At 52.9% G+C, this 18,834-nt stretch carries 14 protein-coding genes; 8 read left to right on the top strand and 6 right to left on the bottom strand.

All coding sequences use genetic code 11. From position 1 onward, the window contains the following. Nucleotides 1-23 precede the first annotated feature (23 nt). Nucleotides 24-1,181, bottom strand: a complete 1,158-nt coding sequence (locus tag AC0YNV_RS23470) for an MFS transporter (RefSeq protein ID WP_475770338.1) — start codon at nucleotides 1,179-1,181, stop codon at nucleotides 24-26. Between the two features lie 360 nt (nucleotides 1,182-1,541). Here AC0YNV_RS23470 and AC0YNV_RS23465 point away from each other — a divergent pair, with 360 nt between their 5' ends. After that, a complete protein-coding gene (locus tag AC0YNV_RS23465) occupies nucleotides 1,542-2,123 on the top strand; it encodes a TetR/AcrR family transcriptional regulator (protein WP_475770180.1) in 582 nt (193 codons plus the stop codon). A 36-nt stretch (nucleotides 2,124-2,159) separates the two neighbouring features. On the opposite strand, the gene AC0YNV_RS23460 is transcribed toward AC0YNV_RS23465, so the two are convergent. Beyond that, nucleotides 2,160-3,173 carry a CobW family GTP-binding protein gene (locus AC0YNV_RS23460; protein ID WP_475770179.1) on the bottom strand — a complete coding sequence of 338 codons (1,014 nt, stop codon included), beginning with the start codon at nucleotides 3,171-3,173 and terminating at the stop codon, nucleotides 2,160-2,162. A gap of 462 nt (nucleotides 3,174-3,635) precedes the next feature. On the opposite strand from AC0YNV_RS23460, the gene AC0YNV_RS23455 reads away from it, so the two are divergent. Together AC0YNV_RS23455 and AC0YNV_RS23450 are read left to right on the top strand one after the other, a co-directional pair. After that, on the top strand, nucleotides 3,636-4,580 hold the full coding sequence (locus tag AC0YNV_RS23455; RefSeq protein ID WP_475770178.1) for a glycoside hydrolase family 43 protein: 945 nt from the start codon (nucleotides 3,636-3,638) through the stop codon (nucleotides 4,578-4,580). Between the two features lie 41 nt (nucleotides 4,581-4,621). Then, the gene (locus AC0YNV_RS23450; RefSeq protein ID WP_475770177.1) at nucleotides 4,622-4,900 is read left to right on the top strand and encodes an ArsR/SmtB family transcription factor; all 279 of its coding nucleotides are present in this window, start codon (nucleotides 4,622-4,624) and stop codon (nucleotides 4,898-4,900) included. A 93-nt stretch (nucleotides 4,901-4,993) separates the two neighbouring features. Here AC0YNV_RS23450 and AC0YNV_RS23445 read toward each other — a convergent pair whose 3' ends face one another. Both AC0YNV_RS23445 and AC0YNV_RS23440 read right to left on the bottom strand, forming a co-directional pair. After that, entirely contained in the window at nucleotides 4,994-5,815 is an 822-nt protein-coding gene (locus AC0YNV_RS23445) for a methyl-accepting chemotaxis protein (protein ID WP_475770176.1), read from the bottom strand. A 438-nt stretch (nucleotides 5,816-6,253) separates the two neighbouring features. After that, nucleotides 6,254-6,802 (bottom strand): GNAT family N-acetyltransferase, encoded by a 549-nt coding sequence (locus tag AC0YNV_RS23440; RefSeq protein ID WP_475770175.1) that lies wholly within the window; start codon nucleotides 6,800-6,802, stop codon nucleotides 6,254-6,256. A 228-nt stretch (nucleotides 6,803-7,030) separates the two neighbouring features. On the opposite strand from AC0YNV_RS23440, the gene AC0YNV_RS23435 reads away from it, so the two are divergent. Both AC0YNV_RS23435 and AC0YNV_RS23430 read left to right on the top strand, forming a co-directional pair. Continuing rightward, a complete protein-coding gene (locus tag AC0YNV_RS23435; protein ID WP_475770174.1) occupies nucleotides 7,031-7,735 on the top strand; it encodes an S-layer homology domain-containing protein in 705 nt (234 codons plus the stop codon). 149 nt (nucleotides 7,736-7,884) lie between these two features. Next, nucleotides 7,885-8,568 carry a GDSL-type esterase/lipase family protein gene (locus tag AC0YNV_RS23430; RefSeq protein ID WP_475770173.1) on the top strand — a complete coding sequence of 228 codons (684 nt, stop codon included), beginning with the start codon at nucleotides 7,885-7,887 and terminating at the stop codon, nucleotides 8,566-8,568. 143 nt (nucleotides 8,569-8,711) lie between these two features. Here AC0YNV_RS23430 and AC0YNV_RS23425 read toward each other — a convergent pair whose 3' ends face one another. Further along, the gene (locus AC0YNV_RS23425) at nucleotides 8,712-9,359 is read right to left on the bottom strand and encodes a DUF2306 domain-containing protein (protein WP_475770172.1); all 648 of its coding nucleotides are present in this window, start codon (nucleotides 9,357-9,359) and stop codon (nucleotides 8,712-8,714) included. 60 nt (nucleotides 9,360-9,419) lie between these two features. Here AC0YNV_RS23425 and AC0YNV_RS23420 point away from each other — a divergent pair, with 60 nt between their 5' ends. Further along, nucleotides 9,420-10,013, top strand: coding sequence for a TetR/AcrR family transcriptional regulator (locus AC0YNV_RS23420; protein ID WP_475770171.1), 594 nt, complete (start codon nucleotides 9,420-9,422; stop codon nucleotides 10,011-10,013). 139 nt (nucleotides 10,014-10,152) lie between these two features. Here the strand turns inward: AC0YNV_RS23420 and AC0YNV_RS23415 are convergent, their stop codons facing one another. After that, a complete protein-coding gene (locus AC0YNV_RS23415) occupies nucleotides 10,153-11,232 on the bottom strand; it encodes a DJ-1/PfpI family protein (RefSeq protein ID WP_475770170.1) in 1,080 nt (359 codons plus the stop codon). A 494-nt stretch (nucleotides 11,233-11,726) separates the two neighbouring features. Between AC0YNV_RS23415 and AC0YNV_RS23410 the strand changes: the two genes are divergently transcribed. Both AC0YNV_RS23410 and AC0YNV_RS23405 read left to right on the top strand, forming a co-directional pair. Then, complete coding sequence (locus AC0YNV_RS23410) at nucleotides 11,727-16,805, top strand: glycosyl hydrolase family 95 catalytic domain-containing protein (RefSeq protein WP_475770169.1); 5,079 nt, start codon at nucleotides 11,727-11,729, stop codon at nucleotides 16,803-16,805. Between the two features lie 82 nt (nucleotides 16,806-16,887). Beyond that, on the top strand, nucleotides 16,888-18,729 hold the full coding sequence (locus tag AC0YNV_RS23405) for an S-layer homology domain-containing protein (RefSeq protein ID WP_475770168.1): 1,842 nt from the start codon (nucleotides 16,888-16,890) through the stop codon (nucleotides 18,727-18,729). Nucleotides 18,730-18,834 lie beyond the last annotated feature (105 nt).

The following is an 18,834-nucleotide window of genomic DNA, read 5'->3' as shown; positions in this document are numbered from 1 at the left end:
CTTACCGCGAATAACGTAAAAATTCAGGATTGGTTGAGCAGCCGGTCGGTCCGGCGGCGAGTCAGCGCCCAGAACAACAAGGCAAGTGCGCTGACCGCTGCGCCAAGCATGCATACACCGTTCCAGCCGGCATGCGCGTAGACTGCAGTCGAGCCGGTTGAACCTGCAGCGCTGCCGATGGAATAAAAGATCATATAACCGGCTGTGAGCCGGCTGCGCGCCTCGGGACGAACGCTCATGATCATGCTCTGGTTGGTGACATGCACCGCTTGTACCGCGAGGTCGAGCAGGACAATCCCAACAATTAAAGCGAATAGCGAATGGCTGATGAAACTGATCGGCAGCCATGAGAGGAACAGGAGGGCAAGCGCGGTTCCGGTGGTCCATTGTCCCAACCCCCGGTCCGCCAGCCTGCCTGCCCTTGCTGCCGCCAATGCCCCCGCCGCTCCAGCAAGCCCGAACGAGCCGATTGCAGTATGGGATAGCGAGATAGGCGGCGCGCTTAGAGGCAGTACCAGTGAAGTCCAAAGGATGCTGAACGCGGTGAAGATCAAGAGAGCGAGCACGGCGCGGATGCGCAGAACCGGCTCCTGAAGGAACAAGGCAAATACCGAGAGAAGCAGCTGCGAATAGGAAAGCGGCGCTTTCCTCTGCTCATATCGAGGGAGTACCCGGAACAATAAGCAGGCCATCGCCAGCGTCATAGCCGAAGAAATATAATAGACCGAACGCCAGCCTGCCAAATCGGTCAATATCCCAGCAAAGGTTCTGGCAAGTAAAATTCCGATGACTATTCCGCTTGTCACCAGTCCCACCACACGCCCGCGCTCGGCAGGTGCCGCCAACGCTGCGGCATAGGCAACCACAGTCTGCGTCACGACGGCAAGCAAGCCGACAGCAGCCATTCCCGCAAACAATATAATGCCGGTAGGCGCGAATCCGACTATGACCAACGCCAGTACGGACAACAGGAGATGTGTGACGATCAGCCTGCGGCGGTTGACCAGATCGCCAAGCGGGACGAGCAGCAGCAGTCCCAGCGCATAACAAATTTGAGTCATGGTTATGACCATGCCGACGGATGCCTGTCCAATACCGAATTCGCCCGCAAGAGCGTCAAGAAGCGGCTGGGCATAATAAATATTAGCGACCGCCAGCCCGCAGGAAACGGCAAACAGCATTGCTGTGGAACGTTTCAGTGCGGGAACAGGAGCAGCTTCGGATACGGTCTCTTTGGATGTTTCTTCTGTTTCCGGCTGTACGATGACATTCTCTCCGATGAGGGCCGCTCCTTTACCGGATTCCCTATATCCCATGAATCAACAACTCCCCCTGATGAGTAAAATCACAATTATTTCATACTAATTGGTACGTTATGAATTGATGTAAATATAACGATGATGAATATGTAATGTCAAGATTAAAACCCGAAATTGTTGATAATAACAAAAAGGCGTTTGATAATTGGAGTTGGATTTGACAATAATCCCTGATCATACTAACATGATATTATACTGATTGATATGAAATGAGGTCATAGGATGACAAGGCCACGGGAATTTGACGAGGATCAAGCACTGGATGCTGCGCTGCAGCTCTTTTGGGAGAAGGGGTATGAAGCCGTTTCCTTGAGTGATTTGACATCCGGAATGGGCATTCAGAGGCCAAGCATATATGCGGCCTTCGGCAATAAACAGGGGCTGTTTGAAGCCGCGCTCCGCAAATACACCCGTGACCACTCTTCCAATGCCAGGGCGAAGCTGCAAAACTCCGCATCGGTAAAGGAAGCCTTCCGCTCCTATTTTGAAAGCATCGTGGAAGAGGGGTATGATAACGGGCCAAGCAGGGGCTGCTTTTGCATCAATACGATGGTAGAGCTCGCCCCGCATGACAGAAAAATGGAGATCCTGACAAGAGAACATCAGATGTATCTGGCTGCCTTGTTTCAGGAGACGATTGAAAAAGGCATCCGTTCGGGTGAATTTGGGAATGATATGAATGCTCAGGTAATGGCTCAAACGCTGGTGGTGTCGATGATCGGGCTTACCGTCATGATGAAGTCCCACCCCGAGCGTTCGTTTATAGACAATTCCGTCAAAACCTTGCTGAACCTGCTCCAATAAGGATTAAGCGCGGGAGGATATACGGTTAATGACCGTTCAAACCTCAACTTCCGCCTGCCAAAGCCTCGTCCAGCGGGCAGCCAGATCCGTATCGTTCAATTGCATGCCGATCGCGACCAGATAAGGAGTGCCGGGGTAATTGGAGGGCTCCCATACCGTTCGCTTCCCGGCATATTGGATTAATTGAATCGCCTCTGCGCCTGCGATGCGGATATATCCTTTGGCCCGAACCAGATGCCCGCTCCAATCATGCAGAAATTGCTCCACCTGCTCCCTGCTGACTTGTCCCCCGGCCGGAGAGGGCAGGGTAACGGCTTGCATCTGCGAGTAGGATTCGGCTAAGTGACGATGGGGCTTCGTATGCGGCTTGCCATCAGCGGGGGGATGTCCGCTTAACACACGGAATGGACTCGCGGCTGAAGGCGGCTCTTCATTCGGACGTATGCCGGCGAGCAGTGCAGCGGTATCGATATGGCTTCTGACGGTGTAGAGAATCTCCGCCTTTTCGTTGAGCTTGCGGACCGCATTTTCAATTTTTCCGGATATATTCGGGTCGATCAGGTCCGTTTTATTGACGATAACAAGACCGGCCGAAGCGATTTGGCGGCGCAGAGTCTTCACAAGATGACGGTCGGAAGCGAAGATGCTGTTATAATCCAGTACATATTCGGCGTCCAGGACAGTAATGACCCGGATGTCCCCGATACGCTCAGCAAACGCCGGCCCTTTCGCAATCGCAACCACATCCCCGGGATCAGCCACGCCCGTAAGCTCCAGCAAGAGAATATCGGGTTGTCCCATAAGCAGCGCTTCCATACTTCCGGCAAGTTCTTCTTTTTTGCTGCAGCAGACGCAGCCGTCGAGCAGCTTCTCGACCTGAACACCAAGCTGCTCGCTTAAAATATTCCCGTCCACGTCCTGTTTGCCCAACTCGTTCATTAATATCCCCGGCCTTATCCCCCGGTTTCGCGCCTCTTCCAGCAGCCGCAGCAGCAGAGTCGTTTTGCCGCTGCCCAGAAAGCCGCTCAAGATCATAACTGGAATGGTCATTTCCATTGTATCCTTTCATCGTTTCGTTCATTTCCCTGATCGGGATATAGAATAGATATGCTTTAATTATTCGTAATTATTACATAATGATAAAAAAACAAATCCTTTCTGCCCAGCCGCTTAATGTTTTTTTTGAAAAATTTATTTCCTACAAAACCGCAATGGTTAATGGTCAACCCGGAATCGTTACGTACGAACATGACAGTCCCGCCAGTGTTTTCACCTTTCTTATCGAGGATATGCGCATTTCCTCCATTTATATTGTCGTTAATCCGGATAAGCTCAGACATATCAGATAGCTTGCTTCGCGGGTAGCCTGGAGCTCCTTCGCCCTCCCGGGATCACAGCCGCCTGCCAATAATTGCTGAAGCATGGCAAGCGGCGGGAAAATCATCTACAATAAGAAAAAAACCATCGTGAAGACTATGGTTTTTTTCTGCAGCCAAGGAGTGAAAATATCCCATGACGATTTCAGGCAGCAATGACAAACGTACAGCTGGCAATCCGATTTTCCCGGGCTGGTATGCCGATCCGGAAGCCCGTATTTTCGAAGGAAGCTACTGGATTTATCCTACCTACTCTGCCCCGTATGGGGAACAGGCCTTCTTCGACGCCTTTTATTCCAAGGATCTGGTAGAGTGGACGAAGGTTGACGGAATTCTCAAAATGGCCGATATTTCCTGGGCGTGGCGCGCTATGTGGGCGCCTTCCCCGATTGAACGCGGGGGCAAATATTATTACTATTTTGCCGCCAACGACATTCAGAGCGATGACGAATTGGGCGGGATTGGCGTTGCCGTAGCCGACAAGCCGGAAGGACCGTTCCGCGATGCGATCGGCCGGCCGCTGATCGATAAATTCCATCACGGCGCGCAGCCGATCGATCCCCATGTCTTTATCGATGAGGATGGCAGCGCCTATCTGTATTATGGAGGCTGGGGACGCTGCAATGTGGTCAAGCTGAACGAGGATATGATCAGTCTGGATACATTCGGGGATGGAGAGGTGTACAAGGAAATAACGCCGGAATTGTTCGTCGAAGGGCCGTGCATGATCAAGAGAAACGGCAGCTATTATTTCATGTGGGCGGAGGGCGGCTGGGGACAGCCGGACTATTCGGTCGCTTATGCGGTCTCGTCATCCCCGACCGGCCCGTTCGAGCGCGTAGGGAAGATTTTGCAGCAGAATCCCGATGTCGCAACAAGCGCAGGCCATCATGGGATGATCCAGATTCCAGGGCAGGATGAATGGTACATCGTTTACCATCGGAGACCGCTGACGGAGACCGACGCCAATCACCGGGTCGTCTGCATCGACCGGATGTATTTCAACGAGGACGGCACCATCCAGCCGGTCGCGATTACCTTCGAAGGGGTTCAAGCCCGTCCTTTGCCGGAAGATTATTAGCGTACTCCTGACAAACCCATAGGAAACGGAGATCAAGCCTAATGACCCCAATGACAGACCAGCAGTTTACGCGGATATCCCGTGCTCTTGCGGAGCCGCGGCGTTATCAGATGCTCAAGGAAATCGGCGCCAGCAGCGTCCCGTTTCCCTGCAGCGACCTGCACGAAACCCACCGTGTCAGCGCCGCGACGATCTCTCATCATATTAAGGAGCTTGAGACGGCTGGCCTGGTGGAGATCATCCGCGAAGGCAAGTTTATGAATCTCGTTCTCCAGCGCCATGTGCTGAGAGATTATTTGGAGCGTTTGTCGGAGATATAGATGCATGAAACGGCATCCCTTGGGAGAGACATTGGACAATCTGTCCGATGAACTTCCAAGGGGTGCATTTTTATGGCGAGGAGCCAAGAGGGGTTACAATTTGTGGGCAAAATCGTTTAAGCGGTTTGTCATTTCCTGGATTTCTCTGATAAACGCCGATATTTCCTCTGTCGATACTGCCTGCTCCTGGCTGATGGAAGCCACCTGGCTGATAGCGTCTCCGATCTGCTGTGTCACTTCCTTCAGGGACAGCAGCGTTTGGCGGATATTCCTGGTCGAATCGATGGTTTCCTGGGACAGCTTGCGGATCTCGCCGGCGACGATGCCAAAGCCCCTCCCCTTGTCCCCCGCATGAGCTGCTTCAATCGAAGCGTTCAAGCCGAGCAAATTCGACTGATCGGCGACATTTTTAATAATCGACACCACCTGATCCGTCTTCTCCACATTCTGGCTCCCCTGCTGCGACAGCACAAGCAGCTGACGGTTGAGATCGGCTATGATGTTGGAGCCGCTGACAGCCTTGGCGATTCTTTCGTTCGCTTGGGACAGGGCAACCACGATATGGTTCGAGAGTTCGATCAATTCGCTGTGCCGTCGAATTTGGACGGCCAGTCCGCCGATAACGACGCCTTCGTCATTGTGAACCGGAAGAGCCGTGCCGGTGAACTCGAAGCCGTAGAAGCCGGCCGGGACATCTCCCTCGAAATATTTGTTTTCCAGAATGGCGGCCGCAAGCGGCTCATCCGGATTCAATTGCTGACCGACGCCGATATGGAGGTCGATATTTTCCCCGGAATAGTAGGCAATGAATTTTGTAAGATCGCATACTGCGATAGACATATCCGCGGGCACGGCGGCCTGTATGACAGGCAGCAGCGCAACGAGGCTTTCCAGCGAGTTGACTTTGTTGTTCATCTATTCAGTTCCTCTCTTTTCTAAACCGCATCTCATTCTTCCATTAATTAATATCGTCGGGAACCCTCTCAAACATAATACAGCCTCTCGGAATTTCCCGCAGTCTCCTAATTAATGCTTTTTGGACCTGTACTTTGAAGAGGGGGATATCCATGCCGAACGGTTCATTCTGAAAGAATGCGGAGCAGCAGTATGCCACGATGGAGCAGATGTCCGCATCGGCGGATATCATTTCGCGGCAGGCGCAGGAGCTGAGGGAATTTGTGATGCAGTTTTCATTCGAGTGATTCCCATACAGAGCATGATGAGGCGGGGCCTCTGCTGCTCTGTATTTTTTTATGTATAAGCTTCACTCACTCTTGTTCATGTCTATAAAAGCGAAGAAACGAACTGCGCCGCTTCAGGTACGCGACAGCCGTTTCTTCTTGTTGTTGATTTTCAATCCAAAAAGTCATTGGGATTTATTATGGCTAAAACCTGATGGTCTTCCCATTTTCCATTTATCCTGACATTTTTTTGAGCGATTCCTTCTTTATGAAAGCCCGCTTTTTCCAATACCCGAATGGATGCCATATTATGGGGCATAGCACCTGCTTCTATCCGATGCAGCTTTAAGTCATGGAATGCATATTCAACAATTAATTGAACAGCTTCCGTAGTGTAGCCCTTGCCGTTATGCCTTTTGTCTAAATAATAACCGACAAAGGCACTCTGAAGAGCGCCTCGAAGCACCTGAAAGAGGCTAATTGTGCCAATCAGCGTATCGTCATTATTCCTGAAGATTCCAAAGAAATACTCTTCGTCTTTATGCCTATTTTCAGCATATTTCTCGATCTTCCTGATTTGACCTTCTATCGTATAAAAATCACGATCACGAGGCATGGAGAATTTTTCGAAGAAATCACGATTATCCATTTGTAATCTAAGGCTTTCTGCCGCATCATCCGTATTTAGCGGTCTGATATAAACGTTATCGCCTTTTGTCATTAAATCATCCCCCAAATTTTGATTATCAGGATGCGTAATTCAACTCTTCTAAATTTATATTCGAGATTATGATCCGCTGCCCTGCACGTAAATAGAATGGACTGCCTTGGCAGCATCCCGGGGCTTCACATAATATTAACATATAAATCTTCGACAATATGCAACACTTCGCGCCTGCACAACGTTTGAGTCTATGGAACGTTCCATAAATTAGAAGAGGTGATAGAGATGACATCCAAGAAAAAAATGCTGGGTCTTTCCGCAGCCGTCGTGCTTTCGTTGTCTTTTGGCGGACAAAGCTTTGCCGCATCGACAACGTTTACCGATCTGGATAAGGTAGCTGCCAAGGATAAAATCATTTCCCTGCAGGCAGGCGGATTCGTATCGGGCGTGAGCAGCGACCAGTTTCTTCCCGCCGCTACGCTGACGGCTTCGCAAGGTATTCAAATGATCGTCAAAGCGTTTGATTTGAATATCGATACCCTTCGTTTCGTCAAAATGCCGCTGGCAACCGACTACTACAAAAACGCGAAAAATGATGCCTGGTACGCCGACACTTTGATTATCGCGGCAAACAGCGGCTTCGATCTGCCGGCCGATCTCGATCCGAGCAAGAAATGGACGAAAGAGGAATTCGCCCACCAGCTGATGCTGGCGATGGAAGGGCATTTCCCGCTGCCGATGATCAATGTCAAAACCGTCGATATCAAGGATCAGGACGATTTCACCGTAGAATATAACGGACCGATCCAGCGCTCAATCGTTCTGGGCATTACGTCGCTGGATGCAGAGGGGAACTTCCATCCCAAAGCGGAAATCACGCGCGCTGAATCCGCTGAGATGATCTATAACGCGATTGAATACGTTAAAGCTCATCCGGCCCCGGCGCAGCCCGAAACTTCGGCCCAGATGGAAACGCCAAACGAAGGATAATACACGCTGGGAGTTACCTGTCCAGGTCTCCCCGAACCATGAAGCAAACCCATAAGCAGGCAGGAAATCTCCCCGGGGATTTCCTGCCTTTTCAATTTACACTGCCATTTTTTATGCTCCCCAAAGCACTGATAAAGACGGGAAATCATATGCTGATGGTATATGAAGGGGAAGGCGATTATGATGGGGAAGGTGGAGGAGCGCGAGTGATCCATTATGCCGCAATCGGGGATTCACTGACTGCCGGAGTGGGGGGACTGTTAGGCGGTGGTTTTGTTCCGAAATATGGATGGCTGATTCAGGAGAGATTGGGACAGCCCGTTTATTACGACAAAATCGGTATATCGGGAGCAAGGATGCCGCGTATTCTATCGGTCGTAAGACATGATCCCAAGGCGAGGGCCATCCTGGGGAACGCTGATATCATCACTCTGACAGTCGGTGGCAATGATATGGTCGATGCGGCCAGAGCTTTCGCAGTCAACCGGAACGAAGAGGTGTTCAGTGAAGCCCTTACGAGCTGCCGGAAGAATTTTGCAGGTATTCTCGCGGTCATCAGACAGCTGAAGTCCGGCTCCAAGCCTTATCTGATCCGCGCGGTCGATCTGTATAATCCCACACCATCCCAGCCCGAAGCAGGGCTGTGGGTCAGGCGCTTCAACAGCCAGCTCGAAAGCTTCGAGGACGGGAATCTCAAGGTCGCGAATATTTACAACTCGTTTCTGGGAAGGGAGCGGGAGCTCTTATGGCTGGATCATTTTCATCCCAACGGGCGGGGCTACAGCGTAATTGCGGAGGAGTTGGATAAGCAGGGGTATGGGCCGTTAGCATAAACGGAGTCCCTTTGGGGGACTCCGTCGTCATTATGATTTCCCCGAACACCCAGCTAAAGGCCGCCACATTTTGGAAGCGATTTCAGCTGGATGCCGCTGCCGCGAAGCTGACGATCGTCTATTTCTTTTGTGATGGCGGATTCCTAATTCTGTAGCCCTCCCGCCGGTTTGCTGTAAACCGTTCGTATGACCAGTTCGGCCAGCAACAGCAATAGCACAATAGATCCGTATACGCTGACCGTATAGCTCTTCTCGTAAGCGAGACCGAATCCCTTGGTGCCAATGAAGGTAAACAGGTGAATAAACATATTGGTAAAGCAGAAGGAGTAGCTTCTGCACATCCACTTCCGGTGTTTGTCGACCCGCATTCTTCTGATCTGAACCACCGCTGTGACCGTCATGGCCGGCCACAGGACGTTCAGGAGGTTGAAGGCCATGCTGGCCGCCTTGCCTCCTGTCGCTGCTGGAGCCATATAGCCGGAAGTGATCACGACGGCAAAAACGGCGATCAAATAGAAGTACCCGTTGAATCTATGGAGCCTCCTGTGCTTGTACACGATTTTCTGCGAGAAGTTGATGGCTCCCGACACCATGGCCGCGCACGCGAATGCCACATGAACATACAAGACGTTTAACCAGACCGGAACGTTAATGGGGTGCTTGAGATTTGTTTTATGGCTTAGAAAGGATTCTGCCCGGGGATCAGCAATGAAATTGACGTACAGAACGTACGCGATAAAGCCTGCCGCCACAATCAGCATGAGCCGGTACAATCGCTTCGTATTGGGCATTCCGGACACCTCTGTGCTATTATTTAGGGAAACAGTCTGCATCGTGAAAGGGTATGAGCCATGCGCAAGGGCGAACAAACAAGGCTCCGGATCATCATGAAGTCCGCCGAGCTTTTCAACCGGAAAGGATACGCGGCTACGACCATGCAGGATATCATGGACGAGACCGGCCTGACCAAGGGCGGGCTGTACCGCAGCTTCTCCGGCAAGGATGACATTGCCGTTGCTGCGTTTCAATACGCGGGCGAGGTGCTCTGGCGGCTGTTCTCCCAGGCGACCGAGAACTGCGAGACGGCAACAGAGAAGATTATCGCGATGTGCAACGTATACAGCGACACCGTGAACAATCCTCCTCTGCAGGGAGGCTGCCCGTTTCTGAACACCGCCGTCGAGGCCGATCATTCTTTTCCCTTGCTGCGGGACCAGGCGATCGATGCATACGGGCATACCCAATCCTTTATGCAAGGCGTTCTGGAGCAGGGGGTGTCTGCCGGAGAATTCCAGCCTGATATGGACACCGAGGCACTCGCCTCCTTCATCTTCTCGGCGATCGAAGGCGCCATAATGGCGAGCCGGCTGACCCGGGACAACAAGCATGTCGCCTTCGCGACGAAACAGATCGAAAGCACACTGCGCTCCTGCGCCCGGACGTGAACCATACGGCATAACCGTAAGGGCGGCGGCCCAGGGCTTCTGAATACGCTGCTGCTATTCCTTAGGGAAGAAAGAAACATGGAGAAGCCGCCAACTTCCGGCGTCAGCCGGTTCTTAGTGGCCGGTTCTGCGGATTCGTTCAGTTCGCTGCCGTGCGCTTGCCCGATACCTTGGAAGCAGGCAGCAGGCCGGCCCTGGCTCTGCCCGACATTTCGTCCCCCAGCACGGTCACCTCGAATTTCAAGTTCAAACGCATCGGCTTCTTCACTTTCAGCGACCAGCTTAAGAGGCTGCCAGCCACGACGGGATCGATGAACTCGACTCTCTCATCGCCCTGCACGGCCGTTCCGCTCACACGTCCACTGTCCCCGGAGATGTTCAACGTGACCGGGAGCTTTCCGATGGGCGTGGCAACGATTACCTCCCACCTCCCGACAAACACGGTTATTCCGGCATTCTCACAGGCAGTTGGCCCGTTTGTGGAGATGATCCCGTCTCCGGTATCGAGAATGCCGGACGTATTTTCCGGCTCCCGCTCATCCGCCCCGAATGCCGCTGCTTCGAAATCCGAAGATTCCATAATGGGCAGCATGCCGACCGGGCGCCAGACCGTCCCCCGCTTCTCGTATTCGAACATTTTCTCCACTTCATGTGCGATTTGCGGCCCCAGCTCGCGCTCGACGATGTACAGCGCCACATCGAGACCCGAAGTCACGCCTCCGCCCGATACAAGATTGCCGTCATCGACGACGCGGGCATGCACGGGGACAGCTCCCGTCGCTCCCAGCGCCGCCATGCCCAGATGGTGGGTTGCGGCACGGCGGCCCTCAAGCAGCCCCTGCATGGCGAGCAGCAGCGAACCTCCGCACACTGCTGCGACTGTCAGTCCCGGAACCGACAAGGCAGCTTCTATCTTGGGGACCAGCTCCGTCTGCGACGCCCTTCGCAACAGAGAGACGATTGATTCGTCCCCTTCCCCATACACAGGCCCGGCCGCTCCGGGAACAACGATTATCGCCGCGGCTGTCGGATCGATCGCCCCGGATGCGGAAATTTGCAGGCCGTTGATCCCGCTGGGAACGGATCTCGCGCCTTCAGCCGACACCAGCTCGGCGCGAATCGCGCCTCCCGTGTACCTTCCTGCTTCGGTAAATACCTCGTAAGGCGCCAATGCGTCCAGCAGGTCAAATCCGTCAAACAACACAATTTGCACAAGCATTTGTATCCCCTCCGACTAATTTTGAGACCGGACGGTACGGTCTCTTTTTAGACTACGCCATTTTGACATCATTGACAATCGCTTCGCGCTGCATTTGTATGGACATTTGATGACATGAATCGATGTTGACAAGCCAAGGAAGATTGGACGGGTTGGCGTTGTGCAGCAGCGATGACAGCAAGAGTCCGGGGTGAAAAATCGTTGATCGTAACTTTCTAAACTGTTTGAAGATATTATTCAATTGTTTTTAATTGCGCAGGGACTATGATTAGGATATAAACACCATAGGAGGGTGTGTTGCAATGAACAGAATCATTTTAGAAAAGGAAAGGATGAGGGTCACTATCGCTGACGGACTGGCTCGCGTATCCGATGTTGTAAGCGATAACAAATGATTGAACGTGAAAGCGCTTCATTCAGTTTCATCAGTGAACGGAAGTCCCGGCAGGGATAATTGAAAAACAAAGATGATCATACAGGGAGGCTTTTGGCCCATGAAGTTTTATAAGAATAGAAAAGTAAAGAAATCTTTCCTTTCGCTAGTTGTCTTATCCCTTGCGATATCTTCCAGCCTGATACCGGGCGTGGCGGGGGCGGCGGACAATACGGCGTCTGAAGCTTTCAACACAAGCACGGGCACGCTCGATGTGGACTATGCTTCATACTTGTCCAAGCACGATGTGGTATACAATGCGCCGATCACCGATCCCAAAGGGGCTTTGACCGTAGGGAACGGCAAGGTGGGCGGAATGGTCTGGGATACAGCCAACGGACTTACGATGCAGGTTTCCGGAGTGGATGCTTCGCAGGAAGGCTTCGCTTCGCAAGGCCTGGTTAATTTATATACGAACCCCGGTTTGAATACGGGCTACTCTGCATATAAACAGAGACTTTCCTTGTATGACGGCCTCTTGACGACCGAGTACGATTCCAACCGCAAGATTACGATTATGGGATCGCCGAATTCCGAGGTGATGGGCATCCATGTCGAAGACAGCCGTGTGGGCCTGGCCAGCGTTTCGCTGGATCTGAGCCTGTGGGATGTCAGCAACTTCGGCGGAGGCGACGTGAAGAATATCAACGCATGGAGAACGGTCACGACCTTCGCCGATCCGACTGTCGTCGGGTTCAGCAGAGGGCAGGCCGACCCGGATCATTTTGGCTACACGATGGCTGCGACGGTCGAAGGGGCGGACTTCACGACCCAGACTGTCAACGGCAGCAAGGTAAGGCTGAACATAAAGCCTACATCGAGCTATACGATCTGGATTTCTACGGCAAGCCGGCTCAATGCCCCGGGGTATGACTCGATTGCCGAAGCCAAGAAACAGTTAACGACTGTCAAGGCTGCCGGGTACGATACCACCTTGGCCAGCTACAAGGACTGGTGGCATGATTTCTGGTCCAAGTCCTTCGTCCAGTATTCCAACGCATCAGGCGATGCCGATTATATGGAAAGTTTTTATTATCTGAGCACGTATATCATCGCCGCAGGCGCATTCGGCAACTATCCGTTCCACTTTATCAACGGCGTATTCAGCGCCGTGGAAGACAGCGACAGCGGAAAGTGGAGCAACGCGTACTGGTACTGGAATCAGAGGGATATTTACCATTCGTTCCTCGCCTCCAACCATGCGGATATGGTGGAAGTCTTCAACAATCTATACAGCCGCAATTTCGATACGCTGAAGGCATACACGCAGACCAGGTACGGTATCGACGGCATCTGGGTTCCGGAGACGATGGGCTGGAACGCAAGTGCCGCAGGCACGATCAACAGCGACTACACGCAGGATACGCTATCGACCGCATCGGAAGCGGCGATGAATATGTATGCGCAGTACAAGTATACGAATGATACCGATTACTTGAAGAATATCGCGTATCCGTTCATGCGGGAGGCGGCCAAATTCTATGCGGCCAAGCTCTTATTCGACGAAACAACGGGCCAATACTATATGGAATCCTCGAATGTGCATGAGCAGCATTGGGATGTGAAGAATGCCATTACCGACCTGGCGGCTGTACGGGATCTGTTCCCGGCGGCAATCAAGACGAGCGAGGATTTGCAGCTGGATGCGGATCTCCGCCTCAAGTGGCAGGACGTTCTGGATAATCTTGTCCCATACCCGCTCGATCCGAACGACCCCAACCAGTATTTGCCGCATGCTCCGCCGTTGTCCCAGAACCGGAACAATGAGAATTCCATTTTGGAGCTGGCGTGGCCTTATAACGTAAGCGGCATCGGCTATCCGGACTATCAGAAGCTGCTCAACGGATACAATAACCGTCCATACAAGTACACGTCGAACAACGTCTGGGATCCGGCCCCCATCCAGGCAGCCCGGCTAGGATTGGGAGACGAAGCTTATTTGGGTATGAGAATGATGCTTCAACGGTACCAGCAGTATCCGAACGGACGCACGACGAATACCAACGGCGAGTATGAGTACATGGGCGTGCACCTTTTGGCCATGAACGAATCGCTGCTGCAAAGCTATAACGACAAGATCAGAGTTTTCCCTGCTCTGCCGACCGACGCTGCTTTTGTCAGCAAGTTTACATTGTCGGCCAGCGGCGGGTTCCAGGTAAGCTCCGAGAAGGATAGCGACGAGATCAAATATGTCGGGATCAAAAGCCTGTACGGCAACCCGGCAACTGTAGTCAATCCTTGGGGCGCGGAAGCGGTGCAGGTCAGAAAGGTTTCCGACAATTCTGTCGTCACGACCTCGTCAAGCGGTGAATTTACGTTCAATACGGATGCGGACACCGTATATGTGGTAGAACGCACCGCCAAGCCTTTGAGCAATTATACACATGCCAAACTGACTGGGACTGCCAATGAAGGCGTAAAATCTTTAAGCGAAACAAGCTCCAAGCTGGGGCTTAGCGCTGCGGGAGGCCGCGTTGCCATTACGACTTTTTATGCGGACGGCTCTTACGGAGGAACAGATGAGACATTGGCGCCGGGGAGCTACACGACAGCACAGCTGATGACGGCGAACATACCGAATAACTGGGCGTCATCGGTACGGGTACCGGCCGGCTACACGGTTGCTGTGTACGACAATGACAACTTTACAGGAACCAAGTGGCTGTTCACCTCGGATACGGATTTTCCGTCCGGATCCAATCCGAATGCCAACGATAAGATGTCATCGGTGAAAATCTATCTTAGCGACGGCAGCACAAAGGTTGAAGCCGAGAGCGGCACATTAAGCAATCCCGCGAACAAATATGCGGATGCTGCGGCTTCGGACGGCCATGCGGTAAAATTCGAGGAGACCGGCGATTCGTTAACCTTCGAGAACTCCGGTTCGGCCTCCAAGATCATATTTACGTATGCCACAGCCAGCGACCCTGGACAGATCAGCCTCTATATTAATGGTGTCTTCAGCAAGCATATCAGCTTCCCGACGAACGGCGTATGGCAGGGAGGATATCCTTCCTTGACGGTGGCGGTAAATATTCCGGGAGGCGCAACCGTCAAATTCCAGCTGGATGACGGGGACAGCGCTGTCAATCTCGATTCCCTCTCCTACATATCCATGGATTTGAGCGGGGTAGGCGTGGATGTAGCTTCCAATCTGATAACAGGCACTACGGTCGATATGCAGTACAGCCTTGATTCCACGGATGGTCTCAATGGCACATGGACGACGGCTACGGCCGGCAGCACGACGGTTATGTTCCTGGGAGGAAAAGTATATATCAGGGATATAAGCGATCCGGGACATTTTGCCCTGATTGCAACGGTACCGCCGTTCAGCGGACCGAAGTACGAAGCCGAGGGCGGCACAAGAACCGGTTCGACCAACGTAGCCTCGGATTCCAAAGCTTCCGGAGGCAAAGTCGTGGATCACTTCTCCAATAACGGAGATTCCGTATCCTTGTCCAATGTTGCGACGGGCTCGCGGCTGATTATTGCGTACTGCACGGACAATAATCCGGGCAGGCTCAGCTTGTACATCAATGGAGTGGACAGCGGGAACATCACTTTCCCGACTACCCACGGCTGGAATACCAACTATTCCACGGTCACGGTCACCAAAGCCATTCCAGCGGGCGCAACGGTCAAGCTGCAGCTGGACAGCGGAGATTCGGGAGCCAATATTGACTATATGATTGTGCAATCGCAGGATTTGACCGGCGTAAGCCTGAACACGGCGACCAGTCAAATTACAGGCACGAATACGTTCCTGGAGTACAGCGTGAACTCGACCGACGGCAGGAACGGCACATGGACCGCGGCCAAGGCGGACAATACGCCGGTTGTCATGGCGCCGGGCAAGATTTTTGTCAGAGAAGCGGCAAACCCGAACAACTATAAGCTGCTGCAGACCATTGTCGGACAAATGTACGAGGCGGAGAACACCACATTAACCAAAGTAGACGCTTCTTCGGATGGAGCGGCTTCCGGCGGCAAAGCGGTTACCGGCTTGTCCACCCCGGGCAGTTCTTCCATGGTCTTCACAAGCACGGCCAAGGGCGGGCAATTGGTTATCGGATATACGACAGCCAATGCGAACAGCAAGCTGAGCCTCTATGTCGACGACAAGCTCATCAAGAGCGTCGGCTTCCCTTCCACCGGCGTCTGGAGCGGAGCGTATGCCGTCGTGAAGACGAATGTCAGCATTCCGGCTGGCTCAGCGGTTAAATTGATGCTCAATAACGGAGATTCCGGATCGAACATCGACTATTTTATCGTTCAGCCTCTGGATAATTTCAACGGTGTGAGCGTAAATGTGGGGGCAGGTCAAATTTCCGGCACAACTGAGGATATGGAATACAGCCTGGATTCCTCAGATGGCAGCGACGGCAGCTGGGCTGCGGCAGGTACGGGAACTACGCCGGTTGTATTCGTCCCGGGCAAGATTTATCTGCGGGTAGTGGGCAATCACAGCATCAACAGCCTGCTGGCAACAGTGGCAGCGCCGGCTCCCGCACCGACAGTAACAGCCAATGTTTACTACGGCATGGAGCAAGTCAAGCTGGTGGGAGCAGCGACAACGATGCAGTACAGTCTGGATGGAGGCTCTAACTGGTCCAATGTTACGGCTCCGATTGCTGCAGGCACGGCCACGCTTGATTTGTCCGCAGCGCCGAATGACGATCTCCGCGTCCGGACAGCAGCGACATCAAGCGCTCTTCCTTCGCTGCCGACCGGAAAGCTGAACATACCGGTAGATCTGGCGCTGTTGAATGTGAAAATCGCCAATGCCGATTCACTGGTATCCGCAGCTTCGGTCGGAACGCTGTGGGGTCAATATTCGCAGGGAGCAGTTGATGCCCTCCTGCTGGAGATCGCGAATGCCAAAGCGGCGGCTGCGAGCGTGGACGCCACCCAGGAGCTGGCGGATCAGGCAGCCAATGCACTGGATACCGCCGTGCAGACTTTCACGGCAGCCGTGAACACGACGGCATCCATTGAGGATCTTGCCCTGTTGGGAATGAAGTATGGCCTAACATCCGCAAGTCCTGACTGGCAGCTGGTCAACAGGTACGATTGGAACAGCGATCATAAAATCACGATTGTTGATCTTGCGGTACTGGCCTCCAAGATCGGGCAATAACAGCAGTTGTTACAGCTTGGGGAAGCGGCCAAGCATGACGCTTCCCCGGGCTATCTTTCCGCGAGAGGATGAATCTTAGTTCATGACATATAAATTGCGATCCATAAGTATGGTCTTCATTCTGCTGGTTTCCCTGGTAAGCCCGGGTATCGCGCTGGCGGACAGCACACCATCGTTTTCGCTTGCGATTACGAATGAAAGCCCGGCTCTGCAGGAGGAATTCCAAGTCAGCGTAGCGGCAAGCCAGGTCACCGATATGTACGGTTATGAGATCAATGTAAGCTATAACCCCGCTCTTCTGGAGTTCAAAGGCGTGGAGCCATTGGCTGGAGGCTACTCCATTACACCGATTGTCAGCGGCAGTACGATTCAAATCGCGCATACGGAAACAGGAAGCACGCCGGGGCAATCCGGCAATCCGACGCTGGCCAGGCTGACTTTCAAAGCGATTGGCACAGGGTCCGCCCAAATCGGTCTTGCGGGCTTGACGCTGGTGGATTCACAATTTGCCTCGTCCGAGTTTACAAGCGATGCCCAAGTGGTTGCCGTTATCAGCGATCCGTCGACTCCAACGGACCCGACCGATCCAACAGACCCAACAGACCAAACAGATCCAACAGATCCAACAGATCCAACGGACCCGACCGATCCGAATCCGGCCGATCCGGATCCGACGGATCCAAATCCAACAGATCCAAACCCGACCGATCCGGATACAACGGATCCGGGGGACTCAACTGATTCGCCGGCCAGCGCACCTAATTTGATCAAGCCGGTATCTGTACTGGATAAGGCTACGGGCATCGCGAGCTCTTCCGTCGATGCCGAGGCCTTGAATAAAGCGATTGCGGCCGCAAAAGCCGACACAACCGGCAAAACTCCGGTAAGCATCGTGCTAAATGCGGAAGGCGCTCAAGGCTATGTGCAAACCCTGCCGGTCTCCTCGCTGTCCGACGAGTCGAATCCCGTCTCGATCGAAATCAGTACCCCTCTGGCCACGGTTGTTGTTCCAAGCAGCCTGTTCCGGGGAAGCGCGCTGACTTCCGGTGACGTAGAGTTTCATCTGGGCCAGCCTGCTGATGGGCAATTGAATGACAGCATCAAGCAGCAGATCGGCGGTCGTCCGGCAATTGAATTGAAGGTCCTGTCCGGCGGCCAGACCGCTGAATGGAATCATTCGCAGACGCCGGTTACCGTGCGCATTCCTTACAAGCCAAGCGCGGAAGAACTGAAGAATCCCGAGCATATCGTCGTCTGGTCAATCGATGATGCAGGCCGGACTCAACCTGTAACCAGCGGAAGGTATGACCCCGAATCCGGGCAGGTCACCTTCACCGCTGCACAATCGGGTACGTATGCCGTGGCATTTGTGCAGAAAACATTTGGCGATATCGCTGCTCTGGATTGGGCGAAAACGCAGATTGAAGTGCTGGCCTCAAAAGGCATTGTCAACGGATTCTCGGATGAATCGTTCGAACCGGACAAACCGGTTACCCGCGCAGACTTCCTGGTGCTGCTGATGCGGATGCTGGAGCTGAAAGGGCAAACAGGAGCTTCATTTGCCGATGTGCCCGAGAGCGCTTATTATAGTGAAGCCCTGCTGACGGCCCGAGCACTCGGCATTGCCGACGGCACCGGCGATAATCTGTTCCAACCCATGAATCCGATCACCCGGGAAGATATGGCGGTATTGACGGAGAAGGCGCTGAAAGCGGCGAACAAACTCCTGAAAGAAACGACGGCGACAGGCCTGGATGACTACCAGGATAAAGATGCCGCCGCCACTTATGCCAAGGAAAGCTTCGAGTATCTGATCAAGAGCGGAATCATTCACGGCTATAACAATCAAATTCAACCCAAATCGGCAACAACCCGCGCGGAAGCGGCGGTCATGCTGTACAACATTTATAACGCAGTGCAATAATAGCGCCGATAGAGCGGGATTATCGTAAGCGTACGAAGAGAGAAGAGGATGTTATGCTCTTCTCTTTTTTCGTTAGTAATTGGTCATTCGGATCTTCCAAGGCTC

This window comes from Paenibacillus sp. JT31N11 (genome assembly GCF_056269285.1).
Note: the sequence above shows the minus strand (reverse complement) of the source record. Positions and strands in the feature narration are given on the sequence as shown.